This window comes from Klebsiella sp. HC6, assembly GCF_022605325.1.
Lineage (GTDB): Bacteria > Pseudomonadota > Gammaproteobacteria > Enterobacterales > Enterobacteriaceae > Klebsiella > Klebsiella terrigena.
In genome coordinates, this window is sequence record NZ_CP093276.1 from 4,734,460 (window position 1) to 4,748,377 (window position 13,918).

Annotated in this window: 14 protein-coding genes; 5 read left to right on the forward strand and 9 right to left on the reverse strand. The window is 59.8% G+C overall.

The genetic code is table 11. From position 1 onward, the window contains the following. Positions 1-216 precede the first annotated feature (216 nt). Both phoR and phoB read right to left on the reverse strand, forming a co-directional pair. On the reverse strand, positions 217-1,512 hold the full coding sequence (gene phoR / locus MMW58_RS22920; protein WP_133596366.1) for a phosphate regulon sensor histidine kinase PhoR: 1,296 nt from the start codon (positions 1,510-1,512) through the stop codon (positions 217-219). Positions 1,513-1,533: 21 nt separating this feature from the next. Continuing rightward, a complete protein-coding gene (gene phoB, locus MMW58_RS22925; protein ID WP_133596364.1) occupies positions 1,534-2,223 on the reverse strand; it encodes a phosphate response regulator transcription factor PhoB in 690 nt (229 codons plus the stop codon). 181 nt (positions 2,224-2,404) lie between these two features. Between phoB and sbcD the strand changes: the two genes are divergently transcribed. Beyond that, entirely contained in the window at positions 2,405-3,607 is a 1,203-nt protein-coding gene (gene sbcD / locus MMW58_RS22930) for an exonuclease subunit SbcD (RefSeq protein WP_241722167.1), read from the forward strand. After that, the gene (sbcC, locus tag MMW58_RS22935) at positions 3,604-6,738 is read left to right on the forward strand and encodes an exonuclease subunit SbcC (RefSeq protein WP_241722168.1); all 3,135 of its coding nucleotides are present in this window, start codon (positions 3,604-3,606) and stop codon (positions 6,736-6,738) included. Before sbcD ends, sbcC begins: the two co-directional genes overlap by 4 nt. A gap of 69 nt (positions 6,739-6,807) precedes the next feature. Here sbcC and mak read toward each other — a convergent pair whose 3' ends face one another. After that, a complete protein-coding gene (gene mak / locus MMW58_RS22940; RefSeq protein ID WP_045854180.1) occupies positions 6,808-7,713 on the reverse strand; it encodes a fructokinase in 906 nt (301 codons plus the stop codon). Positions 7,714-7,804: 91 nt separating this feature from the next. On the opposite strand from mak, the gene rdgC reads away from it, so the two are divergent. Beyond that, on the forward strand, positions 7,805-8,716 hold the full coding sequence (gene rdgC, locus MMW58_RS22945) for a recombination-associated protein RdgC (protein WP_041147534.1): 912 nt from the start codon (positions 7,805-7,807) through the stop codon (positions 8,714-8,716). An 81-nt stretch (positions 8,717-8,797) separates the two neighbouring features. Here the strand turns inward: rdgC and ppnP are convergent, their stop codons facing one another. From ppnP to aroL, 4 genes are all read right to left on the reverse strand, one after another. After that, complete coding sequence (gene ppnP / locus MMW58_RS22950; protein WP_045854179.1) at positions 8,798-9,082, reverse strand: pyrimidine/purine nucleoside phosphorylase; 285 nt, start codon at positions 9,080-9,082, stop codon at positions 8,798-8,800. A gap of 166 nt (positions 9,083-9,248) precedes the next feature. After that, on the reverse strand, positions 9,249-9,926 hold the full coding sequence (locus MMW58_RS22955) for an AroM family protein (protein WP_133596359.1): 678 nt from the start codon (positions 9,924-9,926) through the stop codon (positions 9,249-9,251). Positions 9,927-10,266: 340 nt separating this feature from the next. Further along, the gene (locus tag MMW58_RS22960; protein WP_095094292.1) at positions 10,267-10,458 is read right to left on the reverse strand and encodes a YaiA family protein; all 192 of its coding nucleotides are present in this window, start codon (positions 10,456-10,458) and stop codon (positions 10,267-10,269) included. A gap of 123 nt (positions 10,459-10,581) precedes the next feature. Continuing rightward, positions 10,582-11,112 carry a shikimate kinase AroL gene (gene aroL / locus MMW58_RS22965; RefSeq protein WP_241722169.1) on the reverse strand — a complete coding sequence of 177 codons (531 nt, stop codon included), beginning with the start codon at positions 11,110-11,112 and terminating at the stop codon, positions 10,582-10,584. 335 nt (positions 11,113-11,447) lie between these two features. Between aroL and MMW58_RS22970 the strand changes: the two genes are divergently transcribed. Continuing rightward, positions 11,448-12,149 (forward strand): DUF2076 domain-containing protein, encoded by a 702-nt coding sequence (locus MMW58_RS22970; RefSeq protein ID WP_241722170.1) that lies wholly within the window; start codon positions 11,448-11,450, stop codon positions 12,147-12,149. A gap of 1 nt (position 12,150) precedes the next feature. On the opposite strand, the gene MMW58_RS22975 is transcribed toward MMW58_RS22970, so the two are convergent. Beyond that, complete coding sequence (locus tag MMW58_RS22975; RefSeq protein WP_045854174.1) at positions 12,151-12,603, reverse strand: YaiI/YqxD family protein; 453 nt, start codon at positions 12,601-12,603, stop codon at positions 12,151-12,153. 116 nt (positions 12,604-12,719) lie between these two features. Here MMW58_RS22975 and proC point away from each other — a divergent pair, with 116 nt between their 5' ends. Next, the gene (gene proC / locus MMW58_RS22980; RefSeq protein ID WP_241722171.1) at positions 12,720-13,529 is read left to right on the forward strand and encodes a pyrroline-5-carboxylate reductase; all 810 of its coding nucleotides are present in this window, start codon (positions 12,720-12,722) and stop codon (positions 13,527-13,529) included. 42 nt (positions 13,530-13,571) lie between these two features. Here proC and psiF read toward each other — a convergent pair whose 3' ends face one another. Further along, on the reverse strand, positions 13,572-13,892 hold the full coding sequence (gene psiF, locus MMW58_RS22985) for a phosphate starvation-inducible protein PsiF (protein WP_041144255.1): 321 nt from the start codon (positions 13,890-13,892) through the stop codon (positions 13,572-13,574). Positions 13,893-13,918: the final 26 nt, after the last annotated feature.

Here is a 13,918-nt window from a genome sequence, read left to right on the forward strand (position 1 = left end):
TAACGTTTTAAAGCAAGGCGGGATCGCAAAAGCAGATGATTATGCTAAGTCTACAATTTCAACCAGCGTTATTAACCACAATGAAGGAAAACATGTGGCTAATCATGCGAACAAAAAAGCAGCAGACGTTCGTTAATTACGCAGCTGAAAATTGACTGCAAACGAAAATGACCAGCCGGAGCTGGTCATTGACAAGTTATGTTGACAGCGCGGCGCCTAGCCGCTTTTTTTGGCAATTAAACGTTCCGGCAGCAGGAAGCTAAACCGCGTTCCTTTACCGGGCGTGCTCTCAATATCCAGCCGGCTGTCGTGATGGTTGACCGCATGCTTAACGATAGCCAGCCCCAGGCCGCTGCCCCCGGTTTGCCGCGAGCGCGCTTTATCCACGCGATAGAAGCGCTCGGTGAGCCGCGGAATGTGCTCGGGCGCGATCCCCGGGCCGTTATCCTCAACGCTAAACAGCGCGCCGTGCGGCGCTTTCTGCCAGCTGACGGTAATCTCCGTGCCCTCCGGAGTATGGTTGATCGCGTTATACACCAGATTCGAGATCGCGCTGCGCAGCTGCTCATCGTTACCGAGTACCTGCAGCGACTCATCGACCACAAAGTGCAGGGTATGCTTTTTCTGGCTGAGCGTTTGCGCCTCGCGCTCGACAACCCGCAGCATCATCGGCACGTCGATTTTGTCGTTCATTGCCAGAACCGGGGCCGCCTCAATACGCGATAGCGTCAGCAGCTGTTTAACTAACCCCTCCATACGCTGGGTTTGCTCACGCATAGTATGCAGGGCTTTTTCCCGCGTCACCCCTTCCAGCACCTGCTCCTGCATCATCTCCAGATACCCCTGCAGCACCGTTAGCGGCGTGCGCAGCTCGTGGCTGACGTTAGCAAAAAAGTTGCGCCGCGCCCCTTCAAGCTGGTGCATCTGCGTCACGTCGCGCGCCACCATCAGCATCTGCTTGTCGCTGTAGGGCATCACGCGAATTTCCAGATGACGGGAGTTATTAAGGATCAGATTGAGCGGTTTACTGAAATCCTTGTTTTTTAGGTAGTTGGCAAATTCAGGGTAGCGCAGGAGGTTAAGGATGTTTTGTCCGCTGTCGTCCGGCCAGCGCAGATTGAGGATCTGCTGTGCGAGGCCGTTACACCAGAAGATCGCCCCCTCCTCCGTGGTCAGCACCACCGCATCGGGCAGCGATTCCGCCCCGCTGCGAAAGCGTTTGATCAGGCTGCCCAGCTCGCGTCGGCGTTTTTTATTACGCATCTGCATCTGGTGGAGGCCGTACAGCAGCGGTTCCCAGCTGCCGCTCCCCGGCGGTGGCGTCATGCTGCGGTCCACCCACAGCCACCACGAAAGACGTAATAAATTCCAGAAATGCCAGATAAGAAGTCCGGTCACCGCCGCCAGTAAAAACCACGGCAAATGACCAAATACCGCCCCGAGAATCAGGGCCGGGATACAAGATAAGAAAAGCTCAAGCGCCAGCCTTTTCCATGACAGCCGTTCCAGCACGGTTCACACTCCTGTCGACATTCAGAAACGGGCGGAGAAACGATATCCCGTGCCGCGAACCGTTTGTACCATCCGGTCATGGCCACTCTGTTCCAGCGCTTTACGCAGACGGCGAATATGCACGTCTACCGTTCGGTCTTCTACATACACGTTGGTCCCCCAGACGTGATTCAGCAGCTGCTCGCGGCTGTATACGCGTTCCGGATGGGTCATAAAGAAGTGTAATAACTTAAACTCGGTCGGCCCCATGTCCAGCGGGTTTTCGCCAGTCATCACGCGATGGGAGGAGGGATCGAGGCTCAGCCCCTGCATTTCAATCACCTCTTCCACCGCCATCGGGGAAATGCGCCGCATCACGGCTTTGATTCGCGCCACCAGCTCTTTCGGCGAGAAAGGCTTGGTGATGTAATCGTCGGCGCCGGTCTCGAGGCCGCGAACGCGATCTTCCTCTTCACCGCGAGCGGTCAGCATCACCACCGGTATATCGCGGGTCATCGCCTCACGCTTAAGCTGCTTAATAAACTGCAGACCCGATCCACCCGGCAGCATCCAGTCAAGGAGAATCAGATCGGGCCAGGGTTCATTGAGCTGGTTCACCGCGCTGTCAAAATCTTCCGCCTCGACGGGCTGAAAGCCGTTTTGTTCCAGAACAAAGCAGACCATTTCGCGGATTGGAGCTTCATCTTCAACGACCAGAATTCTTCTCGCCATTATTTACCCTGTATTTTTTAGCCATCAGTATAGAGTGCGGCGCCATTATGCGTCAGTTTTGTGACAGATTTATGAAAAAAATGGTCGTCTGACGATCGAGGATTTTGAATTATGACACGCACTTAACTCCCCCTGCGTCGATGGTATAATGGCGGCAACGCTCTTAGGCAACGGAATATTTATGCGCATCATTCACACCTCTGACTGGCATCTCGGGCAAAACTTTTACAGCAAAAGCCGCGCCGCTGAGCATGCGGCCTTTCTCGACTGGCTGCTGGCCAGCGCGCAGGAGCACGAGGTCGATGCCATTATTGTCGCCGGCGATATCTTTGATACCGGCTCGCCGCCGAGCTACGCCCGCGAGCTGTACAACCACTTCGTGGTTCAGCTCCAGCAAACCGGCTGTCGGCTGGTGGTGCTGGCGGGAAACCATGATTCGGTCGCCACGCTGAATGAATCGCGCGACATCCTGGCCTTCTTAAAAACCACGGTCGTGGCGAACGCCGGCCATGCCCCCTTCGTTCTGCCGCTGCGCGACGGCTCGCCGGGGGCAATATTCTGCCCGGTCCCGTTCCTGCGCCCGCGCGAGCTGGTCACCAGCCAGGCCGGACACTCCAGCGGTGAAAAGCAGCAGCTGCTGCTCACCGCCATCAGCGACTACTATCAGCAGCAGTACCAGCAGGCCTGCGCCCTGCGCGGCGACCGGCCGCTGCCGATTATCGCCAGCGGCCACCTGACCACCGTCGGTGCCAGCAAAAGCGACGCGGTGCGTGAAATCTACATCGGCACCCTCGATGCCTTCCCGGCCAGCCGTTTTCCTCCCGTCGACTATATCGCGCTGGGCCATATCCACCGGGCGCAGATCGTCGGCGGCTGCGAGCATATCCGCTACAGCGGCTCGCCAATCTCCCTGAGCTTTGATGAGACCGGGAAAAGTAAAAGCGTCAATCTGGTGACCTTTACCGACGGCCGACTGGCGGACGTGAGCCCGCTGACGGTGCCGATAGTCCAGCCGCTGGCGGTGCTAAAAGGCGATTTTGCCAGCATCAGCGAACAGCTTGACCGGTGGCAGGATAGCGCGGGGCTGCCCGCCACCTGGCTGGATATTGAAATCACCAGCGACGAATATCTGCACGATATTCAGCGCCAGATCCAGGCCCGCTGCGAAGCGCTGCCGGTGGAAGTGCTGCTGGTGCGCCGCAGCCGCGCCCAGCGCGAGCGTATTCTGGCCGGCGAGCGGCGGGAAACCCTCAGCGAACTGCGGGTTGAGGAGGTTTTTGCCCGTCGCCTGGCGCTGGAGGATCTCGAAGAGCCGCAGCAGCAGCGCCTCGAGCAGCTGTTTAACGAAACGCTGCACGGCCTGAACGATGAGGAGCACCTGTGAAGATTCTGAGCCTGCGTCTTAAAAACCTTAACTCCCTGAAAGGCGAGTGGAAAATTGATTTCACCGCCGAACCCTTCGCCAGCAACGGGCTGTTCGCGATCGTCGGGCCGACGGGGGCCGGGAAAACGACGCTGCTGGACGCTATCTGCCTCGCGCTGTACCACGAAACGCCGCGCCTGAGCAGCGTGTCGCAATCGCAAAACGATCTGATGACCCGCAATACCGCCGAATGCCTGGCTGAAGTTGAGTTTGAGGTCAAAGGCACCGCCTACCGCGCCTTCTGGAGCCAGAACCGCGCGCGCAACCAGCCCGACGGCAACCTGCAGGCGCCCCGCGTCGAGCTGGCCCGCTGCGACGATGGGCAAATTCTTGCCGACAAAGTCAAAGACAAGCTGGAGATGACCGCCTCGCTCACCGGCCTCGATTACGGCCGCTTTACCCGCTCGATGCTCCTCTCCCAGGGCCAGTTCGCCGCCTTTCTTAACGCCAAACCCAAAGAGCGCGCGGAGCTGCTGGAGGAGCTCACCGGCACCGAAATTTACGGTCAGATCTCCGCCCAGGTGTTTGAAAAGCACAAGCTCGCCCGCAGCGAGCTGGAAAAGCTGCAGGCCCAGGCCTCCGGCGTGCTGCTGCTAAGCGACGAGCAGCAGCAGGCGCTGCAGCAAAGTTTGCAAGTACTTACTGCTGAAGAACAGCAGCGCCTCGCCGAGCAGGCGCGGGAGCAAAATACGCTGCAATGGCTGCTGCGCCAGCAGGAGCTAAGCCGCGACCAGATCCAGACCGAGGCGCGACTGCGCGAGGCGCAGCAGGCGCTGGAGCAGGCCCAGCCGCAGCTGGCGGCGCTGCAGCAAGCGCAGCCTGCCGACCAGCTGCGTCCGCTGTGGACCCGACAGCAGGAGCAGGCCGAGGCGCTGGCGCAGACCCGCCGTCAGGTGGAAGAAGTAAATACTCGCTTACACGATCGGCTGAGGCTGCGGGCGGGCATTCGTCTCGCGGCGCAGCAGCAAACGAGCCAGCTGCAGCAGACGCAGCAATCGCTCGCCGAATGGCTGAAGGCCAACGACCGCTATCGTCAGTGGGGTAATGCCCTGGCGGGCTGGCGGGCGGCGTTCCAGCAGCAGGCGCGCGACGCGCAGCAGCAGGCCGGGCTGGAGCAGCGGCTGGCGGAAACCCGCCGTCGGCTCGGCGAACTGCCGCCGGCGACGCTGGCGCTGGATGCCGAGCAGGTTCGCGACGACCTTGCCCGCCACGCCGCCGCCCGCCCGCAGCGTCAGCAGCTGGCAACCCTGCACAGCCGTCTGCTGCCCCTGCGCCAGCGCCTCAGCCAGCTGCAGGCGACGGAGCAGGCCGGCCGCGAGGAGCAGGAGAAGCTGGAAACGACGCTGACCCAGCGGCGCCAGGCCTACAAAGAGAAAAATCAGCAGTTCAGCGATGTGAAAGCCATTTGTGAACTGGAAGCGCGGATTGCCGGACTGGAAGAGGAACGCGCGCGCCTGCAGCCCGGCGCACCTTGCCCGCTCTGCGGCTCCTGCGAACACCCGGCCGTCGCCGAATATCGGGCGCTGACGCCCGGCGTGAATCAGGCCCGCCGCGAGGCCCTCGAGCGCGAGGTTAAACGGCTGGCGGAAGAAGGCGCCCAGCTGCGCGGCGAGCTGGATGCGCTGTTGAAACAACAGCTTAAACAAAAAGAGGAGCGAGACTCGCTGCTCCAGCAGGAGCAAGCGCTTACCTCTCAGTGGCAGAGCGTCAGCGGCGAACTGCAGATTGACCTGCGGCCGGAGGATGATATTCCCGGCTGGCTCGACGCTCAGCAGGAGCGGGAGCAGCAGCTGTATCAGCATCAGCAGCGGCTGGCCTGGCAGGCGCAGCAGCAGGAGTGCGAGCTGCAGCTCCGGCAGCTGCAGCAGGATCTGGCCCAGCGTCACAGCGCCCTCAACGCCGAGCTCGCGGCCTTTGCCCTCAGCGCGCCTGAGGCGGAAACGGCGGCGGCCTGGCTGGCCGAGCGCGAAGAGGAAACCCGCGGCTGGCAGACCAGGCACGACGAATCTGCCGCCCTGCAGGAGCGCCTGCAGCAGCTGATCCCCCTGCTGGAGACGCTGCCGGAGACGGAAGAGGCGGTCCCGCCCGCGCCGCTTGAGGGCTGGCGCCAGGTGCACGACGACTGCCTGGCGCTGCAGAGCCAGTGGCGCACCCTTGGCCAGCAGGAGAGCCAGCAGCAGCGGCTGCTGGCAGAAACCGAGGGCCAGTTCGCCGCCGCCCTCGCCGCCAGCCCCTTTGCCGACCGGCAGGCGTTTCTCGACGCCCTGCTCGATGAAGAGACCCGCCAGCGCCTGGAACAGCTCAGGCAGACGCTGGAAAATACGCTCCAGCAAAACGGCGCTCTCGCCCTGCGGGCCCGGGAGGCGCTGGCGCAGCATCGACAGCAGCCGCCGGCGGAGGCCGACATCACCCAGCCGATGGAAGAGGTCGAGGCCCGCTTACGGCAGCTGGCCCCTCTGCTGCGGGAAAACAGCGCCCGTCAGGGGGAGATCCGCCAGCAGCTGAAGCAGAATGCCGAGAATCAGCAGCGCCAGCAGGCGCTGCAGCAGGAGATCGCGTTCGCCGCGCGGCAGGTGGAGGACTGGGCGTGGCTCAATTCGCTGATTGGCTCGAAAGAAGGCGATAAATTCCGTAAATTTGCCCAGGGGCTGACGCTGGATAACCTTGTCTGGCTGGCTAACCATCAGCTCAACCGCCTGCACGGCCGCTATCAGCTGCAGCGCAAGGCCAGCGAAGCGCTGGAGCTGGAGGTGGTCGATACCTGGCAGGCGGACGCGGTGCGCGATACCCGCACCCTCTCCGGCGGCGAAAGCTTCCTCGTCAGCCTTGCGCTGGCGCTGGCGCTATCCGATCTGGTGAGTCATAAAACGCGCATTGATTCGCTGTTCCTTGACGAAGGGTTCGGTACGCTCGATAGCGAAACGCTGGATACCGCGCTGGACGCGCTGGATGCCCTCAACGCCAGCGGCAAGGCGATCGGCGTGATTAGCCACGTCGAAGCGATGAAGGAGCGTATCCCCGTGCAGATCAAGGTGAAAAAAATTAACGGGCTGGGATACAGCCGTCTCGATAAGGCCTACGCGGTAGAGTAAAACTCCACCCGGCTTCCCGGCAGCGCGGTGCCGCCGGGAAGCCGGAGTCGAGAGCCTCTCCTCAGCCGCCTACAGCGGCCACAGCCAGGCCGCGCCGCGCACGCCGCTGGAGTCACCGTGCAGCGCTTTACGGATCGGCGTTTCACACTCGCCGCCAAACACCCACCCTTTCACCAGCGCGGGCACCGTCTGGTACAGGCGCTCGACGTTGCTCATTCCGCCGCCGAGTACGATAACGTCCGGGTCGAGGATATTCACCACGTGGGCCAGCGACTTCGCCAGCCGCATCTCGTAGCGGCTCAGCGCCAGCTCCGCCAGCGGGTCCTGCTCGCCAACCCGCTGCACGATCTCGCTGCCCTTTAACGGCTGGCCGCCCAGACGCCGATAGTCGGTGGCAAAACCGGTGCCGGAGATAAAGGTTTCAATACACCCCTGCTTTGCGCAGTAGCACGGGACCTCCGCGCGATAGCGCAGCTCGTCCTCATCCATCCACGGCAGCGGGTTGTGCCCCCACTCTCCGGCGGCGCCGTTGCCACCAATATGCGAACGACCGTTAAACGCCACGCCGGCGCCGCAGCCGGTGCCGATAATGACCGCAAATACGGTCTGAGCGCCCGCCGCGGCGCCATCCACCGCTTCCGATACCGCCAGGCAGTTGGCATCGTTCGCCAGCCGCACTTCGCGATTCAGCCGCTGGCTCAGGTCCTTATCAAACGGCTGACCGTTGAGCCAGGTGGAGTTGGCATTTTTCACCACGCCGGTGTACGGCGAAATCGAGCCGGGGATCCCCATTCCAACGCTGCCGCGCTCTCCGGTCGCCTGCTCTGCCATATCGACCAGGGCGGCAATATTCTCTATCGTTTGCCGATAATCGTCCCGCGGCGTCGGCAAACGGTGGCGAAACAGCTGCTCTCCCTTATCGCTCAGGGCAATGACTTCCGTTTTCGTGCCGCCTAAATCAATACCAATACGCACTGTATGCTCCTCTCCCCGATTAACAATGCAAGCATAGCGACAATTCGCTATCATGCCCGCTGGATTTAACGACAAAGCCGTGGAAATTATCATGCTGTGGTTCAAAAATTTAATGGTTTACCGTCTCAGCCGCGACATTTCCCTGCGCGCCGAGGAGATGGAAAAACAGCTGGCCGAGCTGACGTTTACGCCTTGTGGTAGCCAGGATATGGCGAAAACCGGTTGGGTATCGCCGATGGGATCGCACAGCGATGCGCTGACGCACACGACAAACGGGCAGATCGTTATCTGCGCGCGCAAAGAAGAGAAGATCCTGCCGTCTCCGGTGATCAAACAGGCGCTGGAAGCGAAGATCTTCAAGCTGGAAGCCGAGCAGGGCCGCAAGCTGAAAAAAACCGAAAAAGATTCGCTGAAAGACGAAGTGCTGCACTCGCTGCTGCCGCGCGCTTTCAGCCGCTTTAGCCAGACCATGATGTGGATCGATACCGTCAACGGTCTGATCATGGTGGACTGCGCCAGCGCCAAAAAAGCGGAAGATACGCTGGCTCTGCTGCGCAAAACCTTAGGCTCGCTGCCGGTTGTCCCGCTGGCGCTGGAAAACCCGATCGAGCTGACGCTCACCGAATGGGTGCGCTCAGGCACCGTGGCGCAAGGCTTCCAGTTGCTGGATGAAGCCGAGCTGAAGGCTATGCTGGAAGACGGTGGCGTGATCCGCGCGAAGAAGCAGGATCTGGTCAGCGACGAAATCGCCGTGCACATTGAGGCCGGGAAGGTCGTCACCAAGCTGGCCCTCGACTGGCAGCAGCGTATTCAGTTCCTGATGTGTGACGATGGCTCCATCAAGCGCCTGAAGTTCTGTGACGAACTGCGCGATCAGAATGAGGATATCGATCGGGAAGATTTTGCCCTGCGCTTTGACGCCGACTTTATTCTGATGACCGGCGAACTGGCCGCGCTGATTCAGAATCTGGTGGAAGCCCTGGGCGGAGAAGCCCAGCGCTAATCAGCTGAATGACATCCGCAGAATCACTCGATTACGCGGATCGTCATCCTGCCGCACGGCGGCAGGATGACAAAATCTGCATTACAGATAGCGGCACAGATAGGACGTTGGCTCAGCAACCTGCAGGTGGAACTCGCTGCTGCCAGGAACGTTGAATACTTCACCGGCGCTATAAACTTTCCACTCGGTTTCCCCAGGTAGCAGAACGTTCAGCGCCCCGCTGACCACGGTCATCTCTTCCGGCTGTGCGGTGCCAAAGGTATATTCCCCTTCCGCCATCACGCCCACGCTCGCGCGGCCCGTACTGCTGCTGGTGAAACCAATCGATTTCACTTTTCCATCGAAGTATTCATTACTTTGAAGCATAAACAAGCCCTTATGATCTTTTGTTGAAACCTCAATATAGGGGGCGCTCCTCGTTTCTGTCACGTAAAATTAACGTCTGATGCCTGTCCTGTGACGCAGGATAGCCGCAGCGCCCGCCTTTGCCCACAGGCCAGGCGCCTCGCAATACGCGCGGCCGCAAAACGGCTTAGACCAAAAGCTCTGCCGCCAGCCGTGAAACCAGCACGTTAGACAGCAGAACCGGCACGTCCAGCGCTTTTTGCAGCACGTCCCGGTGATGCTGATGGTAGCCGAGACAGTCCAGCACCAGCACGTCGGCGCCCTGCTCCAGCAGCACCCTTCCGGCCTCCAGCAAATCGCTGTCGCTGCCGCTAACCGGGTTCGCCAGCGCGTAGTACGGCGCGCTGTTGAGTGAGAGCCATTTTTGCTGCTGCAGCGGCAGAACGTCCTCAACGGGAACGATGACCCCCACCTGATGGCCGTCGACGATCGACGCCACCAGCGGCGGGATAATGCGCTGCGGCTCCAGCAGAATAGCGTTGCGCGCCGTAAAACCGCTCAGCATGTCGGAGCTCAACAGCAGAATGACGTCATACTCCTGCCGGTCGAGCACCGCGATAAGATGTTTTAAATCACGTTCAATCTTCCACCGCGAGACCTCGGCCATCCGGTTGTCATTGAGCAAGGTCAGCAGGCACTCGTCGTCGGGATCAACGGCATAATCTTCCATCACCTCTTCACGCGTCATTTTACCCAGCAGGCTAATATGCGTGATCTGCTCTTCCCTGATATGTTCGGTTAACAGCGGCAGAACCTCCGCTACCGGCACCACGCCAACGGTTAAAATGGCCATTGTTGTACTCATATCATCTACCTTTTCACTTCCACGCCTTCAGCACAGGCTTACCGCATAATATCCGCCCCCCTGGTGGCTAAAAATCAACCGTCCAGAAGCGTAGCAGCTTAGCGCTCCAGTAGAGTGTAAAGATTCCAGATGATTCAGGAACACTCCTGAAAAATCCGCACCTTAGGTATTCATTAGTACGCGTGATGAATTAAAAATGTGACAGGTGTCTGGTTTTACTCTTTGGCTGAGAGAAACAGCGCACCGCGCAGGTACGGAAATCAGCGGCGAGCGACAGGGTCAGCGGGGGCAAAAATACCTGCCAGCGGTGGCGCTGACAGGCTACGGCGCAGAAGGCGGGCTAGGATTTATCAGGATCCTCATAGCGCCGTTTGGCATCCAGCGCTTCGCTTTCGACAGGATGTTCGCTAATCAGTGAATCGGGGGTGGGATAATCGGCGCGGAGTTGATACCAGGTTTCAGTCTGGCCCTTCTGACCTTTCTCAACGGCGACGACGCGCGCTTCGCGCGGATATGGCGGTCGGTCTGGCATGGCTCTTCCCTCTTTTACCGTACGAGCCATAAAGTATAGATAGCCGCGCTCCGTTTGCCCCAGGTAAAGTCCGAACTCGCTCCGTTATCCGCCAGCAGGCGGCTCTTTCGCCACCCTGAAGGGTTAATTATCAACCGCACAGGCGCTCTGCAGCGTCGCCACGATCTGCCCGACCACCTCATCCGGCTCGGCGGTCGCATCGATAATATGGTGCGCGGTCGCCCGGTACAGCACCTCTCTTTGGGCCAGCACTTCGCCAACCTCATCGCGGATCGGTTTGCCGGTCAGCGTCGGACGCTGTTCGGTTTTCGGATAGGCTTCAAGGCGGTCAATCAGCGCAGATACCGAGGCCTGGAGATAGAAAACCACGCCGTTCTCACGCATAAACTGACGGTTCTCTTCGATGAGCACAATGCCGCCGCCGGTGGCAATAACCGTTTCCGGGCGGGTGACCGCTTTTAGCGCATGCGACTCCAGCTCACGAAAGCGATCCCAGCCCTCCTGCTCAACGATCGTCGCGACCGTACGCTGCTCTAGCGCCTGCAGGGCATGATCGGTATCGGTAAACTGGTAATTGCGCGCCCGCGCCAGCGCGTGGCCGATCGTCGTTTTACCGCAGCCGCGTGGACCGATGAGATAGATTGGCTGTGTCATTACCGAAGACCCTCTGGTTCCGCATTTTGCGGGAAAATGAATACGAAAAGTGCGCAATGATACCTGCAAAGCGGCGTCACGATAACCGTAAAATAAACGTTACAAATTATCAGGCGATCCCTTTCATCATAGAGAGCAAAGGGATTTTGCATGTAAACCTATCATTGCATTAAATGTTGCGCCAGATTTACCTCGACTCAGGGATTATTTTTTAGCCGCTGGCAGGCGTAAACGGTAACACATTTATGCAAAGCTTTACGCTGCAACATATTTACAACATGGGTGGTCCAGACGCACTCTGACCGTAATTTATCAGTGTGACAGAGGAATGTATCATGCAATCTGAAGAACAACGCCTTATCGATGGGCTGTTTTCCCGACTAAAAGAGGCCGGAACGCAGAGCGCATCGCGCGATGCTGGCGCCGAGGAGCGGATTGCGCAGCACATCAAAGAGCAGCCGGCCGCCCCCTACTACATGGCGCAAACGATCCTGATTCAGGAAGCGGCGATTAAGCGGCTCAACGATCGTATCCAGGCGCTGGAAGGCCAGGTGACGCAGCTGCAGGCGGCAAAACCGAGCAGCGGCGGATTTCTCTCCGGCCTGTTCGGCGGCGGCCAGTCGCCGTCGCGCGGTTCTGACCCTATTCCGGGCGCGGATCAGTACGGTCGGCCGCAGGCCGGCGCGCAGCCGCAGTATGCCCCGCAAATACAGCAGCAGAACTACGCTCCTCAGGCGGCTCGCGGCGGCGGCTTTATGGCCGGTGCGCTCCAGACCGCGGCGGGCGTGGCGGGCGGCGTGGTGCTCGGCAATATGCTGACCAATATGTTCAGCGGCTCGCACCCGCAGGAGATCGTCAATATCATCGAAGAGCAGCCGCAGGCTGACCTCACGCAGACGGCGGATAGCAGCGCGTCGGACGATCTCTTCCGCCAGGACGACGGTCAGTTCCTTGCGGATAACAGCACCTACAGCTCCGACTTCGACGCCGGTTTCGGCGATGACGACATCGGCAGCGACGACGATAGCTGGGTGTAGGCTACCGACCTTTCGCTTCTGTAAGCCACTTCTCCAGCGCGGCGGCAAACTGCTGACGGTCGCGCTGCGATAGGGTATCCGGGCCGCCGGTTTGCACGCCGCTGGCCCGCATCGTTTCCATAAAATCACGCATCGTCAGGCGCTCGCGAATGGTGGCCTCGCTGTAGCGCTCCCCGCGCGGATTGAGCGCCGCGCCGCCTTTGGCCAGCACTTCGGCGGCCAGCGGAATATCGGCGGTAATCACCAGATCGCCCGGCTCGCACAGGCGAACGATTTCATTATCGGCGACATCAAAGCCCTGCGCTACGCGCAGGGTACGGATAACGCGCGACGGCGGCACCCGCAGCGCCTGGTTTGCCACCAGCGTCGTTGGCGTTTGCGTGCGCTCGGCGGCACGAAACAAAATCTCTTTAATCACGTTTGGACAGGCGTCCGCATCAACCCAAATAGCCATTCCAGCTCCTGTTGACGAAAAAGGGGGCTATTATTGTCACCTGCTTTTGTCCCCCGGGAAAGCTCCGGAGTGATAAGCTAGATAGCTCACGACAAAATAAGCACAGGAGAAGGGTGATGGAGAAGAAAATTGGCTTTATCGGCTGCGGTAATATGGGTAAGGCCATTCTCGGCGGCCTTATCGCCAGCGGGCAGGTACAGCCGGGGCAAATTTGGGTCTACACCCCGTCGCCGGATAAAGTAGCGGCCCTACGCGACCAGTACGGTATCAACGCGGCGCAGAGCGCTCAGGACGTTGCCCAGGTTGCGGATATTGTGTTTGGCGCAGTGAAGCCGGGGATCATGGTTAAAGTGCTGAGCGACGTGGCCTCCAGCCTGAATAAAGATTCTCTGGTAGTCTCCATCGCGGCGGGCGTCACCCTCGATCAGCTCGCGCGCGCGCTGGGACACGATCGCAAGATCGTCCGCGCCATGCCTAACACGCCCTCACTGGTCAACGCGGGCATGACCTCCGTCACGCCAAACGCGCTGGTCACCAGCGAAGAAACCGCTGAAATTCTGACAATTTTCCGCTGCTTTGGTCAGGCTGAGATTATCTCTGAGGCGATGATCCATCCGGTGGTCGGCGTCAGCGGCTCGGCGCCGGCCTACGTGTTTATGTTTATCGAAGCGATGGCTGACGCCGCCGTGCTCGGCGGCATGCCGCGGGCTCAGGCCTATAAGTTTGCCGCTCAGGCGGTGATGGGCTCGGCGAAAATGGTGCTGGAAAGCACAGAGCATCCGGGCGCGCTGAAGGATATGGTGTGCTCGCCGGGTGGAACCACCATCGAGGCGGTTCGGGTACTGGAAGAGAAAGGTTTCCGTTCAGCGGTGATCGAAGCGATGGTGAAATGCATGGAAAAATCGGAGAAGCTCAGCCGCTCCTGAAGCCGGGCATAATCGGGTGAGGCCCGGCCTCACCCGTTTCCACTACCCCTGTTTTTTCAGGCAGGCGCTCATAAATTTCTTACGATCGTCCCCTTTCAGCGACTGCTGGGTCGCCTGACCGTTACACTCGCCCATTTTTTGCTGCTGAGGCGTTAACCCTTTGTTCTCCGGAGCCGGCGCATCTTTCTTCAGACAGCTGCTCATGAACGCCTTACGCTCATCCCCTTTCAGCGCTTTCGCCGACGCGTCTTTGTTACAGACCGTCATTTTTTGCTGCTGGGGCGTCGGCGTTTTTTCCGCGGCACTGACCGCAGTGGCAAAGACCAGGCCAAACAACAGGGCAACCAGTAATGTTATTTTCATCGCACCATCCTTCTGTGAGTCAATCC

Excerpts from the sequence above, each read along its gene's own strand:
- sbcD (WP_241722167.1), top strand. The coding sequence starts at position 2,405 with ATGCGCATCATTCACACCTCTGACTGGCATCTCGGGCAAAACTTTTAC.
- aroL (WP_241722169.1), bottom strand. The coding sequence starts at position 11,112 with ATGACACAGCCAATCTATCTCATCGGTCCACGCGGCTGCGGTAAAACG.
- rdgC (WP_041147534.1), top strand. The coding sequence starts at position 7,805 with ATGCTGTGGTTCAAAAATTTAATGGTTTACCGTCTCAGCCGCGACATT.
- MMW58_RS22960 (WP_095094292.1), bottom strand. The coding sequence starts at position 10,458 with ATGCCAGACCGACCGCCATATCCGCGCGAAGCGCGCGTCGTCGCCGTT.
- MMW58_RS22955 (WP_133596359.1), bottom strand. The coding sequence starts at position 9,926 with ATGAGTACAACAATGGCCATTTTAACCGTTGGCGTGGTGCCGGTAGCG.
- MMW58_RS22975 (WP_045854174.1), bottom strand. The coding sequence starts at position 12,603 with ATGGCTATTTGGGTTGATGCGGACGCCTGTCCAAACGTGATTAAAGAG.
- ppnP (WP_045854179.1), bottom strand. The coding sequence starts at position 9,082 with ATGCTTCAAAGTAATGAATACTTCGATGGAAAAGTGAAATCGATTGGT.
- MMW58_RS22970 (WP_241722170.1), top strand. The coding sequence starts at position 11,448 with ATGCAATCTGAAGAACAACGCCTTATCGATGGGCTGTTTTCCCGACTA.
- proC (WP_241722171.1), top strand. The coding sequence starts at position 12,720 with ATGGAGAAGAAAATTGGCTTTATCGGCTGCGGTAATATGGGTAAGGCC.
- phoB (WP_133596364.1), bottom strand. The coding sequence starts at position 2,223 with ATGGCGAGAAGAATTCTGGTCGTTGAAGATGAAGCTCCAATCCGCGAA.
- psiF (WP_041144255.1), bottom strand. The coding sequence starts at position 13,892 with ATGAAAATAACATTACTGGTTGCCCTGTTGTTTGGCCTGGTCTTTGCC.